General features: G+C 43.7%; 23 protein-coding genes. 2 read left to right on the top strand and 21 right to left on the bottom strand.

Annotated elements, in window-relative coordinates:
* Nucleotides 1-344: 344 nt before the first annotated feature.
* From KKOR_RS03535 to ampD, 3 genes are all read right to left on the bottom strand, one after another.
* Nucleotides 345-650, bottom strand: coding sequence for a GIY-YIG nuclease family protein (locus tag KKOR_RS03535; RefSeq protein ID WP_012800637.1), 306 nt, complete (start codon nucleotides 648-650; stop codon nucleotides 345-347).
* 126 nt (nucleotides 651-776) lie between these two features.
* Nucleotides 777-1652 carry a carboxylating nicotinate-nucleotide diphosphorylase gene (gene nadC / locus KKOR_RS03530; RefSeq protein WP_012800636.1) on the bottom strand — a complete coding sequence of 292 codons (876 nt, stop codon included), beginning with the start codon at nucleotides 1650-1652 and terminating at the stop codon, nucleotides 777-779.
* Nucleotides 1653-1775: 123 nt separating this feature from the next.
* Nucleotides 1776-2321, bottom strand: a complete 546-nt coding sequence (ampD, locus tag KKOR_RS03525) for a 1,6-anhydro-N-acetylmuramyl-L-alanine amidase AmpD (protein WP_041296120.1) — start codon at nucleotides 2319-2321, stop codon at nucleotides 1776-1778.
* A gap of 163 nt (nucleotides 2322-2484) precedes the next feature.
* Between ampD and yacG the strand changes: the two genes are divergently transcribed.
* Nucleotides 2485-2682: a DNA gyrase inhibitor YacG gene (gene yacG / locus KKOR_RS03520; RefSeq protein ID WP_012800634.1), complete on the top strand. Its 198-nt coding sequence runs from the start codon at nucleotides 2485-2487 to the stop codon at nucleotides 2680-2682.
* A gap of 2 nt (nucleotides 2683-2684) precedes the next feature.
* Here yacG and mutT read toward each other — a convergent pair whose 3' ends face one another.
* From mutT to KKOR_RS03505, 3 genes are all read right to left on the bottom strand, one after another.
* Nucleotides 2685-3086 (bottom strand): 8-oxo-dGTP diphosphatase MutT, encoded by a 402-nt coding sequence (mutT, locus tag KKOR_RS03515; RefSeq protein WP_012800633.1) that lies wholly within the window; start codon nucleotides 3084-3086, stop codon nucleotides 2685-2687.
* A gap of 37 nt (nucleotides 3087-3123) precedes the next feature.
* Nucleotides 3124-5835, bottom strand: coding sequence for a preprotein translocase subunit SecA (secA, locus tag KKOR_RS03510; RefSeq protein WP_012800632.1), 2712 nt, complete (start codon nucleotides 5833-5835; stop codon nucleotides 3124-3126).
* Between the two features lie 263 nt (nucleotides 5836-6098).
* Nucleotides 6099-7019, bottom strand: a complete 921-nt coding sequence (locus KKOR_RS03505; protein ID WP_012800631.1) for a M23 family metallopeptidase — start codon at nucleotides 7017-7019, stop codon at nucleotides 6099-6101.
* 112 nt (nucleotides 7020-7131) lie between these two features.
* Here KKOR_RS03505 and KKOR_RS03500 point away from each other — a divergent pair, with 112 nt between their 5' ends.
* On the top strand, nucleotides 7132-7452 hold the full coding sequence (locus KKOR_RS03500) for a DUF721 domain-containing protein (RefSeq protein WP_012800630.1): 321 nt from the start codon (nucleotides 7132-7134) through the stop codon (nucleotides 7450-7452).
* Between the two features lie 159 nt (nucleotides 7453-7611).
* Here KKOR_RS03500 and lpxC read toward each other — a convergent pair whose 3' ends face one another.
* The 15 genes from lpxC to rsmH all read right to left on the bottom strand — a co-directional run bounded on the left by lpxC (nucleotide 7612) and on the right by rsmH (nucleotide 25469).
* On the bottom strand, nucleotides 7612-8526 hold the full coding sequence (gene lpxC, locus KKOR_RS03495; protein ID WP_012800629.1) for a UDP-3-O-acyl-N-acetylglucosamine deacetylase: 915 nt from the start codon (nucleotides 8524-8526) through the stop codon (nucleotides 7612-7614).
* A 406-nt stretch (nucleotides 8527-8932) separates the two neighbouring features.
* Complete coding sequence (gene ftsZ / locus KKOR_RS03490; RefSeq protein ID WP_012800628.1) at nucleotides 8933-10108, bottom strand: cell division protein FtsZ; 1176 nt, start codon at nucleotides 10106-10108, stop codon at nucleotides 8933-8935.
* 110 nt (nucleotides 10109-10218) lie between these two features.
* Entirely contained in the window at nucleotides 10219-11445 is a 1227-nt protein-coding gene (ftsA, locus tag KKOR_RS03485; RefSeq protein ID WP_012800627.1) for a cell division protein FtsA, read from the bottom strand.
* 4 nt (nucleotides 11446-11449) lie between these two features.
* Entirely contained in the window at nucleotides 11450-12238 is a 789-nt protein-coding gene (locus KKOR_RS03480) for a cell division protein FtsQ/DivIB (RefSeq protein WP_012800626.1), read from the bottom strand.
* A gap of 21 nt (nucleotides 12239-12259) precedes the next feature.
* Nucleotides 12260-13198 carry a D-alanine--D-alanine ligase gene (locus KKOR_RS03475; RefSeq protein WP_012800625.1) on the bottom strand — a complete coding sequence of 313 codons (939 nt, stop codon included), beginning with the start codon at nucleotides 13196-13198 and terminating at the stop codon, nucleotides 12260-12262.
* Entirely contained in the window at nucleotides 13195-14664 is a 1470-nt protein-coding gene (gene murC, locus KKOR_RS03470) for a UDP-N-acetylmuramate--L-alanine ligase (RefSeq protein ID WP_012800624.1), read from the bottom strand. Before murC ends, KKOR_RS03475 begins: the two co-directional genes overlap by 4 nt.
* On the bottom strand, nucleotides 14661-15779 hold the full coding sequence (gene murG / locus KKOR_RS03465) for an undecaprenyldiphospho-muramoylpentapeptide beta-N-acetylglucosaminyltransferase (protein WP_012800623.1): 1119 nt from the start codon (nucleotides 15777-15779) through the stop codon (nucleotides 14661-14663). Before murG ends, murC begins: the two co-directional genes overlap by 4 nt.
* Nucleotides 15772-16998, bottom strand: a complete 1227-nt coding sequence (ftsW, locus tag KKOR_RS03460; RefSeq protein ID WP_012800622.1) for a putative lipid II flippase FtsW — start codon at nucleotides 16996-16998, stop codon at nucleotides 15772-15774. Before ftsW ends, murG begins: the two co-directional genes overlap by 8 nt.
* Nucleotides 16995-18329: a UDP-N-acetylmuramoyl-L-alanine--D-glutamate ligase gene (gene murD, locus KKOR_RS03455; RefSeq protein WP_012800621.1), complete on the bottom strand. Its 1335-nt coding sequence runs from the start codon at nucleotides 18327-18329 to the stop codon at nucleotides 16995-16997. The genes ftsW and murD overlap by 4 nt, the downstream gene beginning before the upstream one ends.
* Nucleotides 18330-18353: 24 nt before the next feature.
* Nucleotides 18354-19433 carry a phospho-N-acetylmuramoyl-pentapeptide-transferase gene (mraY, locus tag KKOR_RS03450; protein WP_012800620.1) on the bottom strand — a complete coding sequence of 360 codons (1080 nt, stop codon included), beginning with the start codon at nucleotides 19431-19433 and terminating at the stop codon, nucleotides 18354-18356.
* On the bottom strand, nucleotides 19433-20830 hold the full coding sequence (locus tag KKOR_RS03445; RefSeq protein WP_012800619.1) for a UDP-N-acetylmuramoyl-tripeptide--D-alanyl-D-alanine ligase: 1398 nt from the start codon (nucleotides 20828-20830) through the stop codon (nucleotides 19433-19435). Before KKOR_RS03445 ends, mraY begins: the two co-directional genes overlap by 1 nt.
* A complete protein-coding gene (locus KKOR_RS03440; RefSeq protein WP_012800618.1) occupies nucleotides 20827-22428 on the bottom strand; it encodes a UDP-N-acetylmuramoyl-L-alanyl-D-glutamate--2,6-diaminopimelate ligase in 1602 nt (533 codons plus the stop codon). Before KKOR_RS03440 ends, KKOR_RS03445 begins: the two co-directional genes overlap by 4 nt.
* Nucleotides 22421-24181, bottom strand: a complete 1761-nt coding sequence (locus KKOR_RS03435; RefSeq protein WP_012800617.1) for a peptidoglycan glycosyltransferase FtsI — start codon at nucleotides 24179-24181, stop codon at nucleotides 22421-22423. The genes KKOR_RS03440 and KKOR_RS03435 overlap by 8 nt, the downstream gene beginning before the upstream one ends.
* Complete coding sequence (gene ftsL / locus KKOR_RS03430) at nucleotides 24178-24537, bottom strand: cell division protein FtsL (protein ID WP_012800616.1); 360 nt, start codon at nucleotides 24535-24537, stop codon at nucleotides 24178-24180. Before ftsL ends, KKOR_RS03435 begins: the two co-directional genes overlap by 4 nt.
* On the bottom strand, nucleotides 24534-25469 hold the full coding sequence (gene rsmH, locus KKOR_RS03425) for a 16S rRNA (cytosine(1402)-N(4))-methyltransferase RsmH (RefSeq protein ID WP_012800615.1): 936 nt from the start codon (nucleotides 25467-25469) through the stop codon (nucleotides 24534-24536). Before rsmH ends, ftsL begins: the two co-directional genes overlap by 4 nt.
* Nucleotides 25470-25471: the final 2 nt, after the last annotated feature.

Genomic DNA, 25471 nt, shown 5'->3' with positions numbered 1-25471 from the left:
CGAATTGTAAGTAGCGCTTCCCTGTGTGAACAAATCTGTTAACAAATATATCCTTTGCGTGTCATCAATAGCAACTGCTTATAGTTAAATTTCCTGACACTGAGCAAAAACAATGACTTACGTCACAGTTATATGCGAATATGCTTTTCAAAAAGCGTACAAATTGTTTTTTTTTTGACCAAGCCAAGGAAAAAGTGACAATTATTGTCAGCTTTGTAACTGTTTGTAGTGATACCAAAGATTGGATAATTCCACTTTTTTGGCTGACCCCTAGATATTTGAACCAATTTATAGCCCAAGATCTAGGATAGCGTCGTTTTGAAGCTCATCAAATAACAAAATAACTATCGCTTTTTTATTGCCAATAACTCATCTGAGAGATCTTTCCATTCCGGATTAAACCGTTTGATTAGGGCTTCTTTTCCTAATCGACACTCTGATTGTATTTCTTTTTCCCGTACTTGAGCCTTTTCCAGCGAGTCTTTAATTTCGTAGTAAACAAGGTCATTACAGTCGTAACTTCGGGTAAAACCTTCTGCGATTTTATTTTTATGAGCAAATACCTGTTTGCCTAAGTTGCCAGTTACCCCTGTATAGAGAACCGTTTTCCTTGGGTTGCTCAAAATGTAGACATACCCTTTTTTTGTCATGCTCTGTTTGCTATATGATTGGTGGATTTATTTGTTGTTCACTTTAAAATTGGGGGCTTTCGTTATCAACAACAAAAACAGCCACAAGCCTACCATAATCGGAAAAAGACCTGTAATAACTGTGAGTTATAACTCTAGTCTTAGAGATAGGTCGACGGCTTGGAGATGTTTGGTCAGCGCCCCTACCGAGATGAAATCAACGCCTGTGTCGGCGATATCACGTAAGGTTTCAATGCTAACGTTGCCAGAAGCTTCTATCTTGGCAGTGTGGGAGTGAACTTGATTAATGGCGACGCCAGTGCGCATGTCATCTATAGAAAAATTGTCGAGCATAATGACGTCGGCTGCGGCATCTAAGGCCTGATCTAACTGAGCAAAAGTTTCCACTTCGACTTCAACCATGATGTCACGATTAAGTTGGCGGGCTTTTTTAACGGCTTGCTCAATAGACCCCGCGGAAATAATGTGATTTTCTTTAATCAGGAAGGCATCAAACAAACCTATTCTGTGATTACGTCCACCGCCACAATAAACCGCATATTTTTGTGCTAGACGTAGCATTGGAATGGTTTTCCGAGTATCGAGCAACTTGCATGAAGTACCTTTAAGCTCAGCAGCATAACGTGCAGTTGTAGTTGCGGTGCCGGATAGGGTTTGCAAGAAATTCATGGCTGTCCTCTCCCCGGTCAGGATTTTTCTTGCATTACCTCGAAGCTCGCATAACTTGTCCTGCGCTCGAACTTTATCGCCGTCCTGATAGAACCATTTTATTTCTATTGTGGGATCAAGCTTATGGAATACCGCATTAAACCAGTCAATGCCGCAGATCACAGCATCTTCGCGAGTTAGTAGCTTACCGGTGGCGACTTTATCCTCACTGATGAGCTCTGCAGTCACATCCCTTCCTTCATTAGGACTACCGCCGAGATCTTCTTGCAGAGCCAGACTGACCTGATGCGGAATTTCTGTCTCTAATTGCTGCTGGTATGGGGTTTCGATCATGCGAGAATCCTGTACGGCTATTACCGATTTCAAAAAAGTGCGTCTACACACACCGAGTAGTTACTCATCAATGGCAGTATTTTACGGATTAAGAGGTTTGACTCAAAGCCTTTTTCATTTTTATCAGGCTTCGTTCAAGGTTCTAAAATTATCCCAGTCAAAAGCCGGGCCGGGGTCAGTTTTACGACCTGGCGCTATGTCGGAATGGCCCGCAATACGCTCAGCTGTAATCTGAGGATATGCTTTTAGAATCACCCGAGTTATTTTAGCTAAAGTCTGATACTGCATTTCTTCATAGGGGATATCATCGGCCCCTTCTAGCTCGATACCAATTGAATAATCATTACACTTGTCCCGACCATCAAAACTGGATACCCCTGCATGCCATGCGCGCTTATGAAAGGGTACATACTGCACCACATCCCCATTTCGTCTTATTAATAAATGACTAGACACACGTAAGGCAGCAATGTCTTCAAAATAGGGATGATCACTGGGGTTTAATGTGCCAGTGAAGAGCTGATCAATATAAGGCCCTCCAAACTGTTTTGGCGGTAGACTGATGTTATGAATAACCAGCAGACTAATATCTCCCGAAAACTCCCGTTCATCGCAGTGTTCAGTTGGAACAAAACGGGCTGGCTGGATCAGTCCAGTGGAAAGATTGATGTAAAAAGATTGTGACACTGCATTCTCTTCTGTTGATGGTTTGTTACAGGTTTTATTATTGAGGCCTGCCTGTAGTAATTTAGTCAAAACACATTAACATCGCAAATAAGCTTCGTTTTTCGTTATAATACCGTCAATTTACACCATTGAATATGTATCAAGTATGAGTAAAGCGTTAATTGTTAAGTGTCCGACTTGCGAGAAGGCAGTGGCCTGGATAGATGATAACGAATGTAAGCCTTTTTGCAGTAAGAGATGCAAGCTGATTGATCTGGGTGAGTGGGCAAGCGAAGGACATCGAATTGCTGGCAAACCTTTAGATCCTGAAATCGTTGAGCAACTCAGTCGTGACAAGGATTAATTTCAAACCTCTATCATTTCAGCTTGTATAGCTTCAATAATGGCCAAGTTAGCCTCCGGAAATTGGTAATCCTCTAAATCCTTAATCGGGCACCAGAGCAATGGCTGCCCTTCTATTCCCTGAGGAACTCCCAAATAGTCGGTAACGGTCCAAACATCTAAAATTACCGACTTCTCGGGATAATGATGTTCTATCTGGATTAGCGGGGAATATTTTACAGGGATAATAGCCAGCTCTTCAAAGCACTCGCGAATCAAAGCATGCTCCGCATGCTCACCCTCTTCTTGCTTACCACCGGGAAACTCCCAATAGCCACCCTTGTGCAGATGTTGTGGTCGCTTAGCGATGAGAATTCGGTCGCGAAGCTGAATAACTGCAACCGCGACCCGAATCATATTGTCCATAATAAAGTTAGCGCTGCTATTTAGGCTGAAGGGAGAGTTAAACCTCAACTTTACCATGGCAGTGCTTGAACTTCTTACCTGAACCACATGGGCAAGGTTCATTACGCCCAACTTTAGGTTGCTCACGGACAAAGGTGTCTGCCTGACGCGCCGTCTCACTTTGTTGTGGCAGTGCAGAAGTCGAGTCATGTTGCGCAGTCATACCAGCCTGGTTCACTTCATTACGCTTCATAGCTTCCACTTCTTCCGGCATTTGGAAACGAACTTTAGCCAATAAAGTGATCACATCCTCTTTAAGGTTATCCAACATACCTGAGAACAGGTCGAAGGCTTCACGCTTATATTCCTGCTTAGGGTTTTTCTGTGCATGACTACGCATCCAGATACCTTGGCGCAGGTGGTCCATATTAGCCAGATGTTCTTTCCAGTGACGGTCAAGCTCTTGCAACATGACTTGCTTTTCAAGCTGACGCATCATTTTAGGGTCAGGTAATAAGGCTTCTTTTTCTTGATAGGCTTTAATAACTGCTTCAAGTATTCGTTGACGCAATCCGTCTTCAGCCAGCTTATCATCCTCGTCCAACCATTGCTGAAGCGGCAATTCAATAGCAAAATCCTGCTCTAAACGTTGCTCAAGACTCTTTACATCCCACATTTCTTCAATCGATTGAGGCGGAATATATTCGCTAGTTATGCTGTAAACCACATCGTCACGTAAGTCGTCGATAGTTTCAGAAATATCATCCACTTCCATCAACTCGTTGCGTTGCTCATAAATAACGCGACGCTGATCGTTAGCAACGTCATCGTATTCAAGCAAGTTCTTACGGATATCAAAGTTACGTTGTTCAACTTTACGCTGAGCATTTTCGATCGCACGCGAGACCATTTTATGCTCAAGTGCTTCACCTTCATCCCAACCAAGACGTTGCATCATCATACCCAAACGCTCTGAGGCAAAGATTCGCATCAGGTCATCTTCTAATGATAAATAGAAACGACTCAAGCCAGGGTCGCCTTGACGTCCTGAACGGCCACGAAGCTGATTATCAATACGACGAGATTCGTGACGCTCAGTACCAATAATTGCTAAGCCGCCGGCATCTATAACTGCTTGATGGCGCTTATCCCACTCTTCTTTTGCCTTGGCAATTTGTTCTGCTGTTGGATTTTCGCCCAATGCATCAATATCAGCCTGTAAATTACCACCTAATACGATATCGGTACCACGACCAGCCATGTTGGTAGCAATGGTGACCGAGCCCGGGCGACCAGCTTGCGCAATAATATCCGCTTCTTTAGCGTGGAACTTAGCGTTAAGTACCTGGTGTTTAATTTTGGCATTCTTGAGCTCTTTAGAAATTAGCTCAGATGATTCAATCGATACGGTACCAACTAGGACGGGCTGGCCTTTAGCTTGTAGCTCTTTGATTTGTTCGATAATGGCATCGTATTTTTCCTGTTTGGTCAGGAATATAAGATCACCCTTATCATCACGCAGCATTGGCTTGTTAGTTGGAATAACCACAACATCCAAACCATAAATCATATGCAATTCTGTTGCTTCGGTGTCTGCGGTACCGGTCATACCAGACAGCTTGTTATACAAACGGAAGTAATTCTGGAAGGTGATAGATGCTAGAGTTTGATTCTCATTCTGGATCTGCACACGCTCTTTGGCTTCAATCGCCTGATGCAAGCCATCTGACCAACGACGACCAGGCATGGTTCGGCCAGTATGCTCATCAACGATGACTACCTGATCATCTTTAACCACATAATCAACATCTTTCTTAAATAGTTTATGAGCACGCAATGCTGCATTAACGTGGTGCAAAAGAGCGATACTTGCTGGACTATAAAGGCTTTGCTCGTATGGTAACAGACCATTTTGACGCAGTAATTCTTCGATGAGTTCCTGACCTTTCTCGGTTAAGTGTGCCTGCTTAGCCTTCTCATCAACCGTGTAATCGCCAGTGTCTTCTTCATCTTCTTTTGATTCATGTTCCTGTGCAACTAACTTAGGAATCAACTTATCAATAGCACGATACATTTCTGAACTGTCATCAGTTGGGCCAGAAATAATCAATGGTGTACGCGCCTCATCGATAAGAATAGAGTCCACCTCATCGATAACAGCAAAATTTAATTCACGTTGAACTCGGTGTTCTTTTTGGAACGCCATGTTATCGCGCAAATAGTCGAAACCGTATTCATTATTGGTTCCGTAGGTAATGTCCGCTGAATAAGCTTTTTGCTTTTCTTCGTGGGACTGGCCGGACAAAATAACACCGACTTCCATTCCCAGGAAGTTGTAAACTGGTTTCATCCAATCTGCGTCACGCTGTGCAAGGTAATCATTGACAGTAATGACGTGGACGCCTTTACCCGATAAAGCATTTAAATAAACAGGTAGAGTCGCAACTAATGTTTTACCTTCACCGGTACGCATTTCAGCGACTTTACCGGTGTGCAGCACCATGCCACCAATTAACTGCACATCAAAGTGGCGCAAACCCAAAGCTCGCTTACTGGCCTCACGCACCGTCGCAAACGCTTCCGGAAGTATTTGATCCAGTGTTTCGCCCTTCTCGACACGCTCTTTATATTCAGTCGTTTTAGCTTTCAACTGTTCGTCAGAAAGAGCCTCCATTTCAGGTTCTAACTGGTTGATTAAATCGACTGTTTTACGTAGTTTTTTAAGCGTTCGCTCGTTGCGACTTCCGAAAATTTTATTTAAGAAACTCATATTGTTCTTTCTTGTGTCTATGTTGTATTAACTATGGATTGCAGGTATGAATTGAAGCACTAGTGCCCTTTAAATGCCTAGCCATAGCAGATAATTTATCTTTAAAGCACTCGATTGTACTCATATTCTGGTCGCTGTAAACGTCTGAGCGGGCTTTTCGAGCGGTATTTTCAACTTATGGGGACGCAATGATAGCTTTTCAATGTTGAGGATATGTTTTAACGCCCAGATAAACAAAAGCCCCATCGCTGGGGCTTGTTTATTTAATTCTTTAAATATTTATAGGGGTTGAGCTTTTTGCCGTTCTTAGTGATTTCATAATGCACATGCGGCCCAGTTGAGCGACCAGTACTACCGACTTTGGCAATAACTTGGCCTTTTTTGACAATATCACCCTTTTTAACGACAACACTTTTGTTGTGTCCATAGCGTGTTGTATAACCACCACCATGACTGACTTCAACGAAAATACCATAACCAGGCTTGCGATCAACGGTAGTAACCACACCGGCAGCGGTAACAATAACGTCAGAACCAGCTAATGAAGAAAAGTCGATGCCTGAATGCCAAGCACGCTTGCCCGAGAAAGGATCCGCGCGATATCCATAAGGAGACGATAACCAACCCGAAGTGATCGGGCGTCCAGATATTTGTTGCTCAGCACTAATTTCTTTATCCAGAATAAGTGACTCAAGAGCCGACAACTCTTGCTCTTTTGAATTGATATCGCTTTCTAACTGATCAAGAAACACTACTACATCGTTGTAGCTAGAGGTGGTTGCTGAAACGTCTTCACTTGGACCACCAATAGCAGGGTCTTCACCAAAGCCAAACTCATCTTCGATACCAGCCGAAGCGACTAGTCGCGCTCCTGCTGCATCCAAACGCAATAAATAGGCTTGCATGGTTGCTAATCGAGTAGATAAGGCTTGAATCTGACTTTCTGAAATACGTTTCGCTTCTTCCAACTGCTCTTTCTGTGTGATCAGCTCTTGTTGCCATTTTTTGATAGCAGCTTCACTAACTAAATCTTGTTGCAAAGACCAACGAGTTGCAAGATGCGTCAAGGCCACTACCGCCGTTAAGACAGCAGCGCCTAACAGGCTGAATACCAATAATTTAGAACGTCCAAATTCCAATGCTTTAATCCCTTTTTGATCACTTTTGATAATGGTTATACGCATATTCACCCACGTTGATTAGTGTCAGTCGCAAACAAGCTTGCAAGATGACAATTCTACTCGGTCAGCATACAATAGATGCTAACTCCAAACCTAGCCCAGAAATATTGAGCTTATGAAGCGTCCTTTCCGAGCCAAGTCCGTGGCTGATGTTCTCAACTCACCCGAAAGTGTGTTGAAAGGGTTGCTCGATAAAGCAAATTCCCTCAAATCCATTACCGATAGTATTCATCAGCATTTACCGGAAGACTTACAAAAACATTGCACGGTTTCCGAATACAATAAAACCAGTTTAGTCATTACTGCTGATAGCCCTGTATGGGCAACTCGCCTTCGGTATCAATCTTCTGAGTTACTCACTCAACTCAGACAAGCCGGCTTTTTAGGTCTTGCCAATATTCAAATCAAAATTGATCCCAATAAATCGACGCCTTAAAAACCCCACTTTTACCAGTCTTTCAAAACCAGCAAACGCCAGATAAATTCCTGGCGTTTAGGTTTAAGTGACTTTCTTGTCTGAAGAACCGGATAAAAGTACTACAAATTTAATTCCTAATACAATCCTTAATTTTTACTAAACCACAAAAAACCAACGTTACAAAGATAACGCTGGGTTCATGATATAAGAAATTGGCGCTGCATTAGCATCTTCATAAGTTGCTAGTTCCCATGCAGTTTCATCTGCCATTAAGGTACGAATTAATTGGTTATTTAATGCATGACCTGACTTATAACCGGAGAAGGCGCCAATCAGGCTATGGCCCAATAGGAATAAATCACCAATTGCATCTAATATTTTGTGTTTTACAAACTCATCGTCATAACGAAGCCCGTCTTCATTCAGAACACGGAAATCATCCATTACAATAGCGTTATCCTGGCTTCCGCCTAGCGCTAAGTTGTGAGCGCGTAAATACTCGATATCTTTCATGAAGCCGAAGGTACGAGCACGACTCACTTCTTTTACAAATGAGGTACTAGAGAAGTCGATAACTGCTGTCTGTCGACTTTTCTTGAATACTGGATGGTCGAAATCAATCGTAAAGGCTACTTTGAAACCATCAAATGGTTCAAATACAGCTGTTTTACCTTCATCTTCAACTTCAACCCGCTTTTTAATTTTGATGAATTTCTTCGGTGCATTCTGCTCTGTAATACCCGCAGACTGCAAAAGGAATACGAAAGGACTGGCACTGCCATCCATAATAGGTACTTCTGGCGCCGATACGTCAATGTACGCATTATCAAGGCCTAAGCCTGCCATCGCAGATAGCAAATGCTCAACCGTAGAAATACGAACATCATCTTTAACCAAGCAAGTAGACAGCGTGGTATCACCCACATTTTCTGGCTTTGCTTCAATCTCAACAATCGGGTCCAGATCAACGCGACGGAACACAATCCCTGTATCCACTGGTGCTGGTCGTAGGGTTAAATACACTTTTTCTCCTGTGTGTAGCCCCACGCCAGTAGCGCGAATGGTTGTCTTCAACGTACGTTGTCTTATCATTCAGTTTCTCCAACGCCTTGAAAATCAAGGTCTTAGGTGTAATCTACTCAAATTCTAGCGCATATTATCACAATATGTCAGTTATTTGAACAATATTTGACCATTTTTTAGACAGTTGTTTGAAATATCTGTTTAACCATTGATTTATTTAGGTACAAACAGATACAAACATTGCCAAAACATGCACTAGCTCACACTTTCAGCCTGAGGCTGTTTTCCCTAATTAGCCTAATCGCTCAGCGTTGAATAAAAGCTGAACAATATAAAGACAAAACAGTACGAAGACGCTCGAAGGGAGTGCCTCTTCGTACTGTTTAAGTATGAAAGCAACTTATTCAATAAGTTTCACCTTGTCACCGAAAGTATCGATATTACGACAAACCCAGTGGCCAGTTTCGACGACTTATTAGTCCGCCTGCTTTCTCAGGAAAGCTGGAATATCCAGGAAGTTATCCACATCACTGCCAACCGCCATTTTCGAGCTTTGCTCTGGAACCGAACTTGCACCCGCTTGTTTGCGGATTGATGGCGGTAAGTCCAACTGTCCATAATCTAGGTCACCATTGGCTTTACGAACTTCTTTTTTGTCGTTGCTATTGCTGACTAAGCGCATGTTAGCTTCCTGCCCAAGACCCGTAGCCACAACAGTGACGCGAATTTCATCGCCCATTTGTGCATCAATGGCAGTACCAACGACCACCGTGGCGTCTTCGTGCGCGATATCTTCAATCACTTCACACACTTCTGAGAATTCATCAATGGTGAAATCCTCATTCGCTGTGATGTTGACCAGGATGCCACGAGCACCAGACAAGTCGACATCTTCAAGTAATGGACTGGCAACAGCCATATCAGCAGCAATCTGTGCGCGACCTTCACCGGCAGCAATACCTGTACCCATCATAGCCTGACCTTGTTCAGCCATGACCGTGCGAACGTCTGCGAAGTCAACGTTAATCAAGCCAGGGCAAGTGATCAGTTCTGCAATACCTTGCACCGCGCCATGTAGCACAGAGTTCGCTGAAGCAAAGGCTTCGGTTAAACGTAAACCTGCAAACTGAGCCACTAACTTATCATTTGGAATGATGATTAATGAGTCAACTGAGGCACGCAATTCATCAATACCTTTTTCAGCAAGCGCCATACGTTTTTTACGTTCAAACTTGAACGGTTTTGTCACTACTGCAACCGTTAAAATGCCCATTTCTTTGGCAATCTCAGCAATAACTGGTGCAGCACCGGTCCCCGTGCCACCACCCATACCGGCAGTGATGAACACCATGTCAGATCCTTGCAGAACTTCCATGATGCGCTCACGGTCTTCATGTGCCGCCTGACGACCCACTTCAGGGTTAGCGCCAGCACCAAGACCACGTGTAATATTTTGGCCAATCTGGATAGTGGTTTTAGCAGTTGAAGACTCCAACGCCTGAGCATCTGTATTGGCACAGATAAACTCAACACCATCTATATTGGCTTTAACCATATGTTCGACGGCGTTACCACCGCCACCACCAACACCGATCACCTTAATGATCGCGCTGTTCTGACAGCTATCTACTAATTCAAACATGTTAGCCATGATAATTTCCCCTTCGATTTACTTTAAAATTGCTTACACTAAATGTGCTTTAACACACGTGCTCTAACAACAGTTACTTCCACTTTTTTAACAAAGCGGTCCGCGCTTTGTTAAAAACCACTAAACCACTTTTTCATACGGTCAAATAGACCTGAAAAACCGGTTACATCTCTTTCACGGTGATGACCTTGATCTTGTTTTCCATAGATCAACAAGCCAACTCCCGTCGCATAAATTGGGTTTCTCACCACATCCACCAAGCCTTTGATGTGTTGCGGCATACCTTGACGAACTGGCATATGGAACACTTCTTCAGCAAGCTCCATCAAACCTTCCATCTTAGAACCACCACCGGTGATAACGATTCCCGCTGCAATTAAATTTTCAAAACCGCTGCGTCTAATTTCTGCTTGCACCAACTCAAATAATTCACTGTAACGAGGCTCTACCACATCAGCTAAAATCTGACGAGACAAACGACGCGGCTGTCTATCACCGACGCTTGGCACTTCAATAGTTTCATCTAAATTGGTTAGCTGGCGCAAAGCGCAGGCATATTTAATTTTTATTTCTTCAGCAAACTGAGTCGGTGTTCGCAAAGCTACGGCGATATCATTGGTCACCTGATCGCCAGCAATTGGTATTACTGCGGTGTGACGAATGGCACCGCCAGTAAAGATGGCTATATCCGTAGTTCCGCCACCGATATCAATTAAACAGATACCAAGCTCGCGTTCGTCTTCTGTTAACACTGCATAACTTGATGCCAATTGCTCGAGAATCACATCTTCTGGTTCAAGTCCGCATCGTGCTACGCACTTGGTAATATTTTGCGCGGCACTGACAGCGCCCGTTACCATGTGAACCTTGGCCTCAAGGCGCACACCTGACATCCCTACTGGTTCACGAATGCCTTCCTGGTTATCAATCACAAACTCTTGCGGCAACACATGTAGAATTTTTTGGTCTGCAGGAATGGCTACAGCTTTGGCCGCATCAATCACACGATCCACATCACTTTGTGTCACCTCATGATCTTTTATTGCCACAATGCCATGCGAATTTAAGCTTTTGATGTGACTACCAGCAATACCGGTATAGACAGAGTGGATCTGGCAACCTGCCATCAACTCCGCTTCCTCAATTGCACGCTGAATTGAAGCCACGGTAGACTCAATATTCACCACCACACCTTTTTTCATGCCTCGGGAAGGGTGTGAGCCAATACCGATAATATCAACGACATTATCTGCTCCCACTTCCCCAACTATTGCTACGACTTTCGACGTACCAATATCTAGCCCAACAATTAATCTTTTCTCTGATGATTTCGACATAGCTTTACCTGTTGCCCCCACCGTTTTCTAGCGGCGTTGTATTGCTAACCCATTTAGCTGCAAAACCGTTTTGATATCTCAAATCAACATAAGCCAATGCCTCTGACTTATGCGTTTTCAACACATCGATATGATTCAAAAGACGTTCCAGCCTTTCTTCAACATGCACCTTTCCTAATTGAACTTTAAGTCCGTCATTCAGTGTTAAGCTAATAGCTCCACGCTCGCTTAATTGCATACCTTCAATAAATAATGCTTTTCTCAACAACTGTTCCTGATAGGTTTGCAATAACACTGTTAAATCCTTAGCCATTTCATCCGGCCCTTGCAGTTTCACCCAATTCATCTCGGGTAATTGTTCCGGATAAAAAACTTTTCCCTCAGTGGAAACCATACCATGCATTCCCCAGTAAGCTAGCGGCTCATATTCTTCTACGGTTACTTGCAAGGTGTCTGGCCATACTTTGCGCAATTGCACCGACTTGACCCAAGGTAATGACACAAACTTATCTTCTGCTGTTTCCATATCCATGGTGAAAAAACCACGATCATCAATTGATTTCATGGCAATCGTCACTTCACCTGCGGAAGTAAATTGTTGTTCAAATACTTCCAGACGATTGATTGGAAATACGTTGTCAGTATTAATGCTAAATACCCAGACACCAGCAAAGATGAATGCAACCGCAACAGCACTGGCAGACGCAATCACAAGCACCCACTTCAAAGGCTTTAACCAGCCTTTAAAGTTTTTCGCTTGTTTGCGTTCTTCGCGTGTTGCCATCTTTGCCATTTCAGTTAATTCCTTTGATTACTAATGTCTTTCAACGAAACTGGTTTCTAATACCGCAACTACTAACTCGTCAAAACTCATGCCAGATTGCTTTGCAGCTTTTGGTACCAATGAGGTTTCGGTCATACCTGGCACCGTATTCACTTCCAATAAAAGCCAGTTGCCAGTGCTACGTTCGCGCATTAAATCTACACGCCCCCAGCCTTCGCAACCCAGCGCATAAAATGCTGCTTGTGATAACTCTGCCAACTCAGCTTCGTCTTCATCATTCAAGCCACTTGGGCATACGTATTCCGTCGATTGACTTTGATATTTCGCCTGAAAGTCATAAAAGGTATTCGGTGTTTTAACGCGAATGCTTGGTAAGGCTTTACCATTCAAAATACTAACCGTGTATTCCTCGCCATCAATCCATTGTTCTAGCATCACTTCACGATCATATTGTTTAGCATTTTCTACGGCTTCGACTAAAGCTTTTGCATTATCCGCTTTTGCCATGCCGACACTGGAACCCTCTCGTATCGGTTTAACCATTACGCAATCATTCATGTCAGCAAGAACATCTTCTGCCTGCTCGATAGTTAATACGCCAGTATTAAGCATGCGATGCTTTGCAACGGGGTAACTCATTGCTTGCCAAATCAACTTGGTTCGTAATTTATCCATTGCAATCGCAGAAGCCATCACACCACTTCCGGTGTAAGGTAGGCCGAGTAATTGTAGATGCGCTTGAATGACACCATCTTCACCACCACGACCATGCAAAGCATTCCAGACACGGTCGCAGTTGCTAGCTTGAATTGCGGCCAGACCTTCAGCTTCTGGGTCAATCAGAACTGCATCGATACCCACATTTAATAAAGCGTTATAGACTGCCTTTCCGCTGCGCAATGAAATTTCTTTTTCCGCAGAGTTGCCACCATAAAGAACTACGACTTTGCCGAATTTATCGATACTCATGACTCGGCCTCCGCTTTTAATTGTCTCAAGTCCATTTTGACTTCAGCCCATGCAGGTGCCAACGCTCCAACATTACCGGCTCCTTGAGTCACAACCACATCACCATCCTGTAAAATATTGCTTAACAGCTCAGGTAGCTGTGCTATTTTTTCAACATGAATCGGTTCTATTTTCCCGCGCTGACGTATGCTACGGCACAATGAACGGCTATCAGCACCCGGTATCGGTTCTTCACCTGCGGCGTAAACCTCAAGCAACAACAATGCATCCACTTCAGACAACACTTTACTGAAGTCTTCATACAAATCTCTTGTTCTGCTGTAACGATGAGGTTGATAAACCATGACCAAGCGACGCTCCGGCCAGCTACGACGCATGGCTTCAATAGTCGCCATAACTTCACTCGGATGATGACCGTAGTCATCCATTAGCGTGATTGTTTTACCATCGACTTTAAAATCACCGTACATCTGGAAGCGGCGACCAATACCACCAAATTCAGACAAAGCTTTCTGAATGGCCTGGTCTGATACACCATCTTCTGTAGCAACAGCAATTGCGGCTAAAGCATTTTGCACATTGTGTCGACCTGGTAAATTTAACGTAATTTCTAACTCTCCGTCATAGTCCCGACGAATGACCTTAAAGTGGCTTTTGGTACCTGACTGAGTGAAATCAACCGCGCGCACATCAGCATCTTCACTAAAACCATAAGTTACTGTTGGTCGCGTTACTCTTGGCATGATTTCTTGTACCGTTTTGTCATCAATACACATCACAGCCAATCCGTAAAAAGGTAGGTTGTGCAAGAAATCGATAAAGTTGTTTTCCAAATTTTTAAAGTCACCGCCGTAAGTATCCATGTGATCAGCTTCGATATTAGTGACCACAGCAACCATTGGCTGGATATGCAAGAATGAAGCATCACTTTCGTCAGCTTCAGCAATAAAGAATCGGCTAGTCCCCAGCCGTGCATTACTACCAGCGCTATTAAGCAAGCCACCGATAACAAAAGTTGGGTCTAATCCACCTTCGGCAAAAATACTGGCGATTAAACTGGTGGTTGTAGTTTTGCCATGAGTACCGGCAACAGCCACACCGTGTCTGAAACGCATTAACTCTGCTAGCATCTCCGCACGAGGAACTACTGGCACGCGATGCTCACGGGCCGCTTCTAATTCAGGGTTATTTTTTGGAATTGCAGTAGAAGCAACCACCACATTGACTTCATTTATGTTTTCACTTCGATGGCCAATGAAAATTTTGGCACCTAAGTTTTTGAGACGCTCTGTCACTTTGCTCTCACGCATATCCGAGCCTGAAACTTCATACCCCAGATTAAGCAACACTTCGGCAATTCCGCTCATCCCTGCACCACCAATACCAATAAAGTGGACACGGCGAATTCGACGCATCTCTGGCACTTGCTGTATTAAAGGACTGTTAGGATTAATGCCATTACTCATACTTGTTCTCTCGCTGTCTTTGCTGCTTTCTCTTCAGCAGCTTTCTTGCAATATTCAGCAACTTTTTGCGTTGCTTCAGGCCTTGCTAAAGCTTGTGCTTTTCGTGCCATATCAATTAAGTGCTCTTTATCATTTGCTAGCGCAGTAATTTCTTGCGCCAATCTTTCTTTGCTTAAGTCATGCTGTTGAATAATTAATGCAGCACCTTGGTCAGCTAAATACCGCGCGTTATAAGTTTGATGGTCATCAACCGCATGAGGATAAGGCACAAATATTGCAACGCAACCTGCCATGGCAATCTCAGCCACCGTTAGCGCTCCTGCACGACACACAACCAGATCAGCCCACTCATAGGCTCGTGCCATATCAGTAATAAATTCGCTGACTTCAACGGTTACTTTGCTAGTACCGTGTTGTTGATATCGCTCTAATACGGCATCGTAATTTCCTTTACCACATTGATGTCGTACCTGAACTTTTAAGCCACTATTAACACGACTAAATGTTTCCGGTAACTCTTCATTAAACACCGCTGCACCACGGCTACCACCAATCACTAAAATGTGAACACTTTTCTCATCAGACTCAATTCGCAGAGCAGGGTCTTTATCACTGCCAATATCCTGTCTTACAGGATTGCCAACCGTTTTCACTTTATTGCTTTCCTGAAAAGCGCCCGGATAAGCCTGCAACGTCCAACGGCTGAAACGGTTTAGCTGATTATTGGTCATACCGGCAACTGCATTTTGCTCATGAATCACCAAAGGTACTCCGCACAGCTTGGCAGCGATTCCACCCGGACCGCTGGCAAAACCGCCCATGCCAAGCACCACATCAGGTTTAAATTTTTTGATTGCCTTACGAGCTAAAAAAATACTGTTAAGCAACTGGAATGGCGCCTTAATCAAAGACACCAAACCTTTATTACGAATCCCTTTTACGGGTAGCAAAGTCATTGGGATACCATGTTGAGGAATCAGTTCCTGCTCCATGCCCCCCACTGAGCCTAACCAATGCAAACTCCAGCCTTCTTGCTCCAATGCATGTCCAACTGCCAATGCAGGGAATATATGGCCACCCGTTCCACCAGCCATTAACAGAATTCTCTTATTCATCATTCTGCCCTCCCTTTGCTGATCGATACGCACGCTTCACTTTAGCGAACTCATGTTCACGACGACGCACTTCAAAGTCGACTCGCAAAATAATAGCTATTGCCATGCAAGTAACAATCAGCGAGTTACCACCGTAACTTATAAACGGTAACGTTAAGCCTTTCGTTGGTAGACTACCGCTTGAAACACCAATATTGATTAACGCTTGTAGACTTAACCAAAAGCCAAAACCGTAGGTCACATAAGCAGCAAAATACTGTTCCATTTTTAAAGCACGTCGACCGATACTCAGGCTGCGCAACAAAATGATGGCGAATAAAGTTATAACGAGCAGTACTCCTATAAAGCCAAACTCTTCAGCAAACACTGCAAATACAAAGTCAGTATGTGCTTCCGGTAGATAGGACAACTTTTGCACACTATTACCAAGGCCGACACCAAACCAGTCACCACGGCCAAAAGCAATAAGTGACTGCACTAACTGATATCCACTACCGAATTGATCTGCCCATGGGTCAAGGAAACTGGTCAACCGCTTCATGCGATAAGGCTCTTTCCAAGCCACTAAAGCCATCACTACACCCACAAAAGCAGTTAGCGAAATAAATTGCCAAAGTTTTGCACCAGCTAAAAACAGCATCGCAAGAGCAGTTGCTACAATCACCGCCGATGACCCAAAGTCCGGTTGCAACAGTAAGAAAGCGACTACTAATCCAATCACTAACAGTGGTTTGGTAAACCCTTTAATTTGTGTTTGTAGTTCATCACTACGACGCACCAGGTAACCAGCTAAATAGGTCACTATGAAAAACTTCATCAGCTCGGCTGGTTGCACCGTCATTGGGCCAATGCCAATCCAGCGCTTACTACCATTTACTTCTCTGCCAATCACCAACACCAGCATTAACAACACGATGCCAAATAACAGCATGTAGATACCATTCACTTGCCAGAAACGTGTATCCAGTTGCAGCACTAGCATTGCTGCCACTAATGCAATGGATAAATAAATAATGTGACGAATAAGGAAGTGAAATTCGTTGCCATTCATATGATCTTCTGCAAAAGGCATTGAACTTGAGGCAACCATCATCACGCCAATCGCTAATAAGATCATCACTGGCCCAAGCAACCAAGGATCCAGGCGGGTACGTCGGTCGGACAGTTTTAATTGCTCAATAAAGTCGCTCACTCTTAATGTTTTAAGGATGCTAGTCATAGCGCCTCCACCAAGTGAGCAAACTGTTCGCCTCGCTGCATATAGTTGGCAAACATATCCAAACTGGCACAAGCTGGTGACAACAAAACCAGGTCGCCCTTCTGAGCTTGTTCATAAGCAATGCGTACAGCTTCTTCTAAATTACTGACCAACTGTGTTTTTGCTGGTGCTAATTTTGCAATAGCTGGTGCATCTTTACCAAAACATACTACAGCTTTGACGGTTTCTTTAATGATCTCTTGCAAACTGGATAAGTCAGCACCTTTTGCATCGCCACCAGCAATCAGGATGATATTTTTACCAAACTGCGGCTCGAAACTATGAATAGCTGCAACTGTTGCACCAACATTGGTTGCCTTTGAATCATTGATGAATGTGATACCATCTTTGATGGCCACTAACTGACTACGATGTGGCAAACCTTGATAGGATTTTGCTGCATCTAAAACAGCCTGCGTCAGTTCGATTTCTGCGATATCTACTAATGCTAATGCAACGGCTACATTTAGCGCATTATGTATACCCTGTAATGTCAACTCATCTAATTTCAGGATTTCATTTCCATCATGCATGATTGTGCAGGTTTCGAAATCCACTGCCCAATCAATCTTGTCACTATTATTACTGAGACCAAAGCGCAGTATATTCTGTCCACTTTCTGCAGACTTAATCCAAGTATTTTCATCATCAGCATTGACCAGACAAGTTCTAGCTTTCGCATAAATACTTCGCTTGGCATCAATATATTCTTGATAATTTTTATAGCGATCTAAGTGATCTTCACTGACATTCAAAACGGTCGCTGCTACAGGTTCTAAACTGCGTGTACTTTCTAATTGAAAACTCGACAATTCAAGTGCCACATAGTCGCCTTCAAGCTTAAGAAGATCTAAGGCTGGAACTCCAATATTACCGCCCACCAATGCTTTCTTTCCGCTGGCATTAATTAACTCGCCCACCAAGTCAGTGACGGTACTTTTTCCATTAGAGCCGGTGATAGCAATAACCGGTAATGTATTGGCTTGAGCAAATAATTCGATATCACCTATTACACTAACGCCCGATTCTTGTGCTGCCTGAATATCATCACGAGCAATGGCAATACCTGGGCTAACTACCAACTCATCGTATTCTGTAAACTGCTGACCATTCCATTTCAGTAACGATCCTGGCGCGAGTTTTTCCAACTCTTCATGGCCTGGCGCAATGTCACGCGTATCCATAACATTAAAAGGTTGGCGCAATGCAGATAAATAACGCGCAACCGCAAGCCCAGTCTGTCCCAGACCGAGTATCAAGCGATTTTTATACGCGATATCTTTTTGTTGCATTGCTATCATTTTCCTTAGCCTTGTTTAGCGTATTTTTAGGGTTGCTAAACCAATCAATACTAAAATCAACGAAATAATCCAGAAGCGCACGATGACGCGAGGCTCTGGCCAACCTTTTAGTTCGTAGTGGTGATGTAAAGGTGCCATCCTAAAAATTCGTTTTCCTGTCAACTTATATGAGCCGACCTGCAATATTACTGATAAGGTTTCGATAACAAAGACCCCACCCATAATGAAGAGCACTAATTCTTGACGAACCATCACGGCCACGGCACCTAATGCAGCACCTAACCCAAGCGCACCCACATCACCCATAAATACTTGTGCTGGGTAGGTGTTGAACCATAAAAACCCTAAGCCCGCACCAATAATCGCAGCGCAGAAAATGACCAGTTCACCAACCCCCTGAATAAAAGGGATACCTAAATATTCGGAGAACACCTGGTTGCCGGTAACGTAGGCAAAAATACCAAGACCGCTGGCTACTAAGACTGTGGGCAAAATTGCCAAACCATCTAAGCCATCGGTTAAGTTGACGGCATTACTGGTGCCTACAATCACGAAATACGCCATAAAGATAAACATAACACCCAATTGCGGCATCACATCTTTCAGGAATGGCACCAGCAACTGAGTTTCAACTGGCGATGCGTTATAAAATAGATACAGTGCAATACCAGCGCCGATTAATGACTGCCAAAAATATTTCCAGCGCGCAACTAGTCCTTTAGGATCTTTCCGAACTAACTTGATGTAGTCATCCGCCAAACCCACTAAACCAAAGCCAACCAAAGCAATGAGTGCCACCCACAAATAACGGTTCTCTAATTGGCCCCACATTAATGAGCTAAATACGATAGCGAAGATGATGAGTGCGCCGCCCATAGTAGGCGTACCTGCTTTGGCCAAATGTGTTTGCGGACCATCGTCGCGGACAGTTTGTCCAATTTGGTATTTACTCAAACGACGGATCATTGTTGGCCCTACTAACAATGAAATACCTAACGCAGTAATAACGCTGACAATTGATCGAAATGTTAAATACTGAAACAGGTTAAAACCTGAGTAGTACTGTGATAAATAATCTGCTAACCAGGTCAGCATTATGAATCCCCCCCCAAATTTAAATTGGACTCATCAGCGGTAACTGCTACCAATGCATCAACGACCTGCTCCATCTGGGCGCTACGTGAGCCTTTTACTAGTATTTTATAATCTGATTGAATAACACTGTTTAAGTGAGAAACAAGAAGCTCCTTGTTTTCAAACCATTGCGCCTTATCGCCGAAAGCTTCAGTGCTGTACTTGACCCAATGGCCACTTACTAATAATTGACTGATATTATTTTCTTTTGCGTATTCGCCGACTTCGCGGTGATATTGCTCACTTTCATCACCTAGCTCAGCCATGTCCCCAAGTACCAAAACTTTAGTACCAGATAAGCTGGTCAGATAATCGATTGCAGCTTTGACTGAAGCTACACTTGCGTTATAAGTGTCATCAATAATTAAGGCACCATTGGCTGCTTTAAACTGATTGAGACGACCTTTCACGGAAACCATGGTTTCCAGGCCAACTTTAATTATTTCCATATCTGCACCTGCAGCCGAAGCTAGGGCAGCTGCGACCAGGGCATTGGAAACATTGTGCATTCCGGGAACCGGAAGCTGCACACTAATACTTTGGCTGTTGCCATCTTGGGTATGTTGCATAGTAAAAATCACATTGCCGTTGTCTTGTGTCTGACAATTATCTGCAACAAAGTTGGCATCTTTATGGCGCGAAACTGTTATTTTCTGAAGCCCTGCAAATTGCTCTATCCACTGATCAGCAAAGTTACTGTCAAGATTGATTACAGCAGTGCCTTCTTCACTTAAAGCCTGATAAATTTCTGATTTAGCCTTAGCAACACCCTCTACCGAGCCAAACCCTTCAATATGAGCCGCTTCAACATTGTTAATGACACTGACATCTGGCTTAGCCAGCGATGCACAATAAGCAATTTCACCAATATGGTTAGCGCCCATTTCGATGACTGCATATTGATCTGTCTCTTTTAACCGCAATAAAGTCAGCGGGACCCCAATATGATTATTAAAATTACCTTGAGTCGCTAATAAATTCCCTTTTTGACGCAGGATGCTAGCGACCATTTCTTTGACTGTCGTTTTACCAGCACTACCAGTAATTCCGATCACTAAGGGGTTGACTTGATCACGAACGTATTTTGCAACAAGACCTAATGCTTTTTCAGTGTCACTAACAATCACTTGCGGTAAATTCGATTCAACTAAGTGTTCCACTAATAAGGCTTTTGCACCCTGAAGTTTTGCTTTTTCGACAAATTGATGACCATCAAAATTTTCGCCTTTTAAGGCAATAAATAAAGCGTCGCGACAATCGACACGACTATCAGTAATAACTTTATTAATAATGATATCGCTGCCTTGCAATGTGCCTTTGGCTACTTCAGCAATTGTTGTTAAACTTAATGGGATCATGCATTCTCCTCCATTAAGCTAGCCACCGTTTCTAAATCTGAGTAGTGAACCTTCTTATTACCAATTTGCTGATAGTCTTCGTGACCTTTTCCCGCGACTAAAATAATATCGTTCGGTGTACTATGTTTTAAGGCAAATTCGATTGCTTCTTTTCTTTTTTGTATATACTGAGTTGATTGGTCCTTCATACCAGAACGAATCATCGACACAATTTCTTCAGAGCTTTCAGTACGAGGGTTATCATCGGTAATAATTACTCGGTTAGCTTTTTGTTCCGCTACTGCGCCCATCAGCGGACGCTTGGTGTTATCTCGATCACCACCGCAGCCAAAGATACACCATAATTCGCCGGCGCAATGTTCTCTCAGACTGGTTAAGGTTTTATCCAATGCATCAGGTGTGTGTGCATAATCGACTACCACGGTCGCTTTACTGCTGGCGGTAAAGTTTTGCATGCGACCAGGTACTGCTTTTGCGGCATTAAGTGCCACAATCCATTTATCGATATCACCAAACATTTCACCTAATGAAGCTGCCACAGCCAATAAGTTTGAAAGATTGAAATGCCCTAACAAACCTGAGCGTAATTTACTTGCACCCCAGGGTGTATGCAGTTCTGCCTGAATACCTCTCATATTAAATGTCAGGTTTTTCGCGACAATCCAGTTTTCAATATTTAGATCTTCATTTTTTTGTTCACAACTAAAAGCAATCTTCCGGCATGCAACGGCATCATCCGTGAGCAATCGACGACCGTATTCATCATCAGCATTAATGACAGCAGCTTCTAACTCTTCTCTTATAAACAACTGTCTCTTAGCTTGGAAATAGGATTCCATATCACTGTGATAATCAAGGTGGTCTTGCGAAAGGTTGGTAAACACTGCAATTTTGTATTGCACCGCTGCCACGCGAGATTGCACTAACCCATGTGATGAAACTTCCATGGTCATATGGTAATTCTTTCGCGCTAAATACTCTGCTGCTAAACGCTGAATAGCAATCGCATCTGGGGTTGTATTTTCTGTTGCTTGTAACTTCGATGGATTCCCATTACCAATGGTGCTTAACATCAAGGTTGGATATTGTAAAAACTCAAGTGCCTGTGCCATCAGATAAGCACAACTGGTTTTGCCGTTTGTTCCTGTCACACCAACCACTGACATTTTATTGGTAGGGTTACCATAAAAACGTGCAGCGATATGGCTGACTTGACTGCTTAAGTTTTTAACGGGAATTAAAACAGCCTCCTTATAATTATAAAGCCCCAAAGGAGCCACCCCGGAGAGAGTCTGTGCGGAGGCTGCTACTTGCTGGTTGTCATTGAGCAAGGTTTCTAAAATCGTTTCACTGTCATTTTGTTCAAATAGCACCACAGTAGCACCGCCATCAACCGCTTGTTTGATATATTGGCGACCATCTGTGGCGTGGCCAGGATAAGCAACAAACAACTGACCAGGCTTTATCTGGCGACTATCCAGCTGAATGCCGCTAACTTCGGTCATTGCAGCCTGTGGATTATCTTTCCAAAATTGTTCATTAACTAGTGGCTTAATTATTTTCTTTAATGCTGTTGTGAGTTGTAGAGAGTTAGTCATGCTGACCTCCTCCTACAACATTAACTGCGGTTGCTACAGCAGTTTTTTGTACCTTGTCATCTGGTGCTATATTCATAAGGTGTAATGCTTTGTCTGCCACTTTGGCAAACACTGGTGCTGAAACTGTACCGCCGTAATAGCTGTCGCCCGCAGGCTCATCAACCATGACCACGATGGCAAACTTTGGATTGCTTGCTGGCACTAAACCGGCAAACACGGTTACGTATTCATCACCATAGCCACCACGAATCGCTTTCCGCGAAGTACCAGTCTTACCGGCCACACGATAACCTTCAACTTTGGCTTGTGTACCAGTGCCGCCCTCTGCCACAACTTCTTCCATCATATGGACCACGGAGCGGGCTACTTCAGCTTCGACTACTTGTTCTTGAGGATATTCAACCCCTTCGGCACGCTTAATTAGGGTCAGTTGATTACGAATACCATCCGCACCTAAAATGGCGTAGGCTTGCGCTAATTGAATAGGGCTCACCATGAAGCCATAGCCATATGACATGGAAGCTTTTTCATGATCCGACCAATTAGCGCGGGGAGATAAAATGCCGTCTGCTTCACCTTGAATTCCTAACCCGGTTTCCATGCCGAAACCCACTTTATAATAAGTGCTCATAAACTCTTCATCTGAGAGTTCTAATGCAATTTTTGCAACTCCCATATTGCTGGATTTTTTAATGATTCCATCTAAATCCAATACACCATAATTACGTGGGTCACGAACCCAGGCATAACCTAACTTCATGCGTCCTGGTGATGTGTCGACTTTTGAGTTGGTTGAAAATTTTCCACTCGATAATGCACTCACAACCGTCAATGGCTTGACCGTCGAACCTGGCTCAAATAAATCTGTAATTGAACGGTTACGTGTAAACTCTGGAAAACGACTGTCAGACCGATTCGGATTGAAAGAAGGCTGACTAGCCATCGCCAAAACTTCACCCGTTTCTACATCCACCACAACAACAGATCCACCTTTAGCACCATTTTGCAGCACAGCTTTTTTCAGTTCTTTATAGGCTGTTGATTGAATTCTTGAATCGATGCTTAACTGTAAATCATTCCCTTGTTCGGCCTTCGCTAATACACCACGCTCTTCAACTACTCGGCGGTATAAATCCACAACCACTTTTTTGCTGCCTGGCTGGCCTGTTAAGAAACTATCAAAGGCGCGTTCAACACCTTCTAAACCTTTATCATCTATACCAGTAAAGCCCACAAGGTGGGCAGCAACTTCAGCACTTGGGTAATAACGACGATATTCCGTTTTAAATTCAACCCCGGGAATATCGAGTCGCTTAATGTAGAGCCCCACATTGGGATCCACATGCCGCTCAAGCCACACAAACCGTTTATCTGACTTACTTTTAACCCATTGATTTAATTCTTTTTCATTGCGCTTTAATGCCGCAGCAAATGCTTTCCACTCTTTACTCTGTAAGACGTTTTCACTCGCTAGAAGGGTTTTAGGATCAAGCCATACAGATTCGGTAGGCACCGAACGCGCCAACTCAACACCGTTGCGATCCACAATCAAACCACGGTGGCTTGAAATACCTTTTATGCGTACAGATCGAGAGTCGCCTGCTTGCGCTAATTCATCAGAGCTCACCACTTGTAAGTAAGCTGCACGTGTGACCAGCGCACCAAAACCGCACAACAATACCGCAATCATGGCGTAATAACGCCATGTACAAAGCGGTACTGTTTTTAATTTACGGTTTTGTACTTTCTTCATTCTCTACCTCTAACCGAGGGTGTAATTAATACTTCATTTCTTGAGTCTAACTGCTTCATTTGTAAACGTTTTTCAGCCAAAGTTTCTACTCGACTATGCTCTGCTAATGAGCTTTGCTCTAAACTCAATTTTTGCCATTGAAGCTCTAATGCTGTCTGCTCATCTTCCAGTTGCTTCAGGGCAATGGTTGTCTGGCGCATCTGGTGAGTCTGGTGAGCAATCACAACACCTGAAATCACAACCAACCCACCTAGAAAAATCACTCCAAATCGACGTAACACGGTTGCCAACAGGCTATAAAAAGGCCATAAGCTATTGGTTTCTCTAATTTTTTCTTTAATTTTGGTCGGGCTCATGACAACTTCTCCGCCACCCGCATCACAGCACTGCGCGCTCTAATGTTGCGTTCCAGCTCACTGTCACCTGCCTTGGTAAACTTGCCGACTTTTTTCATACGACGATTAATCATGTCTTCTGTAATCGGCAAACCCGCAGGAAAATTCTGACCTTGCGCTTGCTTCTGGATAAACTGCTTCACAATGCGGTCTTCCAGCGAGTGGAAACTGATCGCTACCAAACGACCACCAACCTTTAGTACGTTCAATACCTGTTCCAATGTATCTTTTAAATCATCCAGCTCGCGATTAACCGCAATGCGTATGGCCTGGAAGCAACGAGTCGCTGGATGCTTGTGCTTTTCCCAGCGTGGATGTGCTTCAGAAATAATGTCCGCCAATTGCTTTGTGCGCGTGATGGGCGCTTTGGCCCTTTTCTCGACGATGGCACGAGCAATTCGTTTCGCATAACGCTCTTCGCCAAATGCCTTAAAGGCCCAGACCATATCTTCTTCATCGGTATTCGCGATCCATTGCTCAGCGGTTTGCCCGCGTGTGGTATCCATACGCATATCCAATGGTCCATCCTGCATAAAACTGAAACCACGCTCCGCCTGGTCAAGTTGTGGTGACGATACTCCTAAGTCCATCAAAACACCGGTCACTTCACCTACCCAGCCGCGCTTGCTAACTTCTTGTTCTAAAAGAGAAAAGCTTTCATGAACAATGTTGAACCGAGCATCTTCCTGTTGCAGTTGTTCGCCCACTGCAATGGCCTGTAAATCTTTATCAAATCCGATCAAACGCCCCTCTTCCGACAGATGCGACAATATGGCGCGACTGTGTCCGCCGCGACCAAATGTACAATCGATATATATGCCGTTAGGGTCGATCACTAAAGCCTCCACTGCCTCTTCTAGCAGGACTGCGTCGTGTTCTTGTTTGGTGCTCATAA

This window comes from Kangiella koreensis DSM 16069, from assembly GCF_000024085.1.
GTDB lineage: Bacteria > Pseudomonadota > Gammaproteobacteria > Enterobacterales > Kangiellaceae > Kangiella > Kangiella koreensis.
The sequence above is the reverse complement of the archived record's forward strand: the minus strand, read 5'-3'. Positions and strand labels throughout refer to the sequence as shown.

Bases quoted from the DNA above. Each gene is read 5' to 3' on its own strand.
- KKOR_RS03535 (WP_012800637.1), bottom strand. From the start codon at position 650: ATGACAAAAAAAGGGTATGTCTACATTTTGAGCAACCCAAGGAAAACG.
- nadC (WP_012800636.1), bottom strand. From the start codon at position 1,652: ATGATCGAAACCCCATACCAGCAGCAATTAGAGACAGAAATTCCGCAT.
- yacG (WP_012800634.1), top strand. From the start codon at position 2,485: ATGAGTAAAGCGTTAATTGTTAAGTGTCCGACTTGCGAGAAGGCAGTG.
- mutT (WP_012800633.1), bottom strand. From the start codon at position 3,086: ATGGACAATATGATTCGGGTCGCGGTTGCAGTTATTCAGCTTCGCGAC.
- secA (WP_012800632.1), bottom strand. From the start codon at position 5,835: ATGAGTTTCTTAAATAAAATTTTCGGAAGTCGCAACGAGCGAACGCTT.
- KKOR_RS03505 (WP_012800631.1), bottom strand. From the start codon at position 7,019: ATGCGTATAACCATTATCAAAAGTGATCAAAAAGGGATTAAAGCATTG.
- KKOR_RS03500 (WP_012800630.1), top strand. From the start codon at position 7,132: ATGAAGCGTCCTTTCCGAGCCAAGTCCGTGGCTGATGTTCTCAACTCA.
- lpxC (WP_012800629.1), bottom strand. From the start codon at position 8,526: ATGATAAGACAACGTACGTTGAAGACAACCATTCGCGCTACTGGCGTG.
- ftsZ (WP_012800628.1), bottom strand. From the start codon at position 10,108: ATGGCTAACATGTTTGAATTAGTAGATAGCTGTCAGAACAGCGCGATC.
- ftsA (WP_012800627.1), bottom strand. From the start codon at position 11,445: ATGTCGAAATCATCAGAGAAAAGATTAATTGTTGGGCTAGATATTGGT.
- KKOR_RS03480 (WP_012800626.1), bottom strand. From the start codon at position 12,238: ATGGCAAAGATGGCAACACGCGAAGAACGCAAACAAGCGAAAAACTTT.
- KKOR_RS03475 (WP_012800625.1), bottom strand. From the start codon at position 13,198: ATGAGTATCGATAAATTCGGCAAAGTCGTAGTTCTTTATGGTGGCAAC.
- murC (WP_012800624.1), bottom strand. From the start codon at position 14,664: ATGAGTAATGGCATTAATCCTAACAGTCCTTTAATACAGCAAGTGCCA.
- murG (WP_012800623.1), bottom strand. From the start codon at position 15,779: ATGAATAAGAGAATTCTGTTAATGGCTGGTGGAACGGGTGGCCATATA.
- ftsW (WP_012800622.1), bottom strand. From the start codon at position 16,998: ATGACTAGCATCCTTAAAACATTAAGAGTGAGCGACTTTATTGAGCAA.
- murD (WP_012800621.1), bottom strand. From the start codon at position 18,329: ATGCAACAAAAAGATATCGCGTATAAAAATCGCTTGATACTCGGTCTG.
- mraY (WP_012800620.1), bottom strand. From the start codon at position 19,433: ATGCTGACCTGGTTAGCAGATTATTTATCACAGTACTACTCAGGTTTT.
- KKOR_RS03445 (WP_012800619.1), bottom strand. From the start codon at position 20,830: ATGATCCCATTAAGTTTAACAACAATTGCTGAAGTAGCCAAAGGCACA.
- KKOR_RS03440 (WP_012800618.1), bottom strand. From the start codon at position 22,428: ATGACTAACTCTCTACAACTCACAACAGCATTAAAGAAAATAATTAAG.
- KKOR_RS03435 (WP_012800617.1), bottom strand. From the start codon at position 24,181: ATGAAGAAAGTACAAAACCGTAAATTAAAAACAGTACCGCTTTGTACA.
- ftsL (WP_012800616.1), bottom strand. From the start codon at position 24,537: ATGAGCCCGACCAAAATTAAAGAAAAAATTAGAGAAACCAATAGCTTA.
- rsmH (WP_012800615.1), bottom strand. From the start codon at position 25,469: ATGAGCACCAAACAAGAACACGACGCAGTCCTGCTAGAAGAGGCAGTG.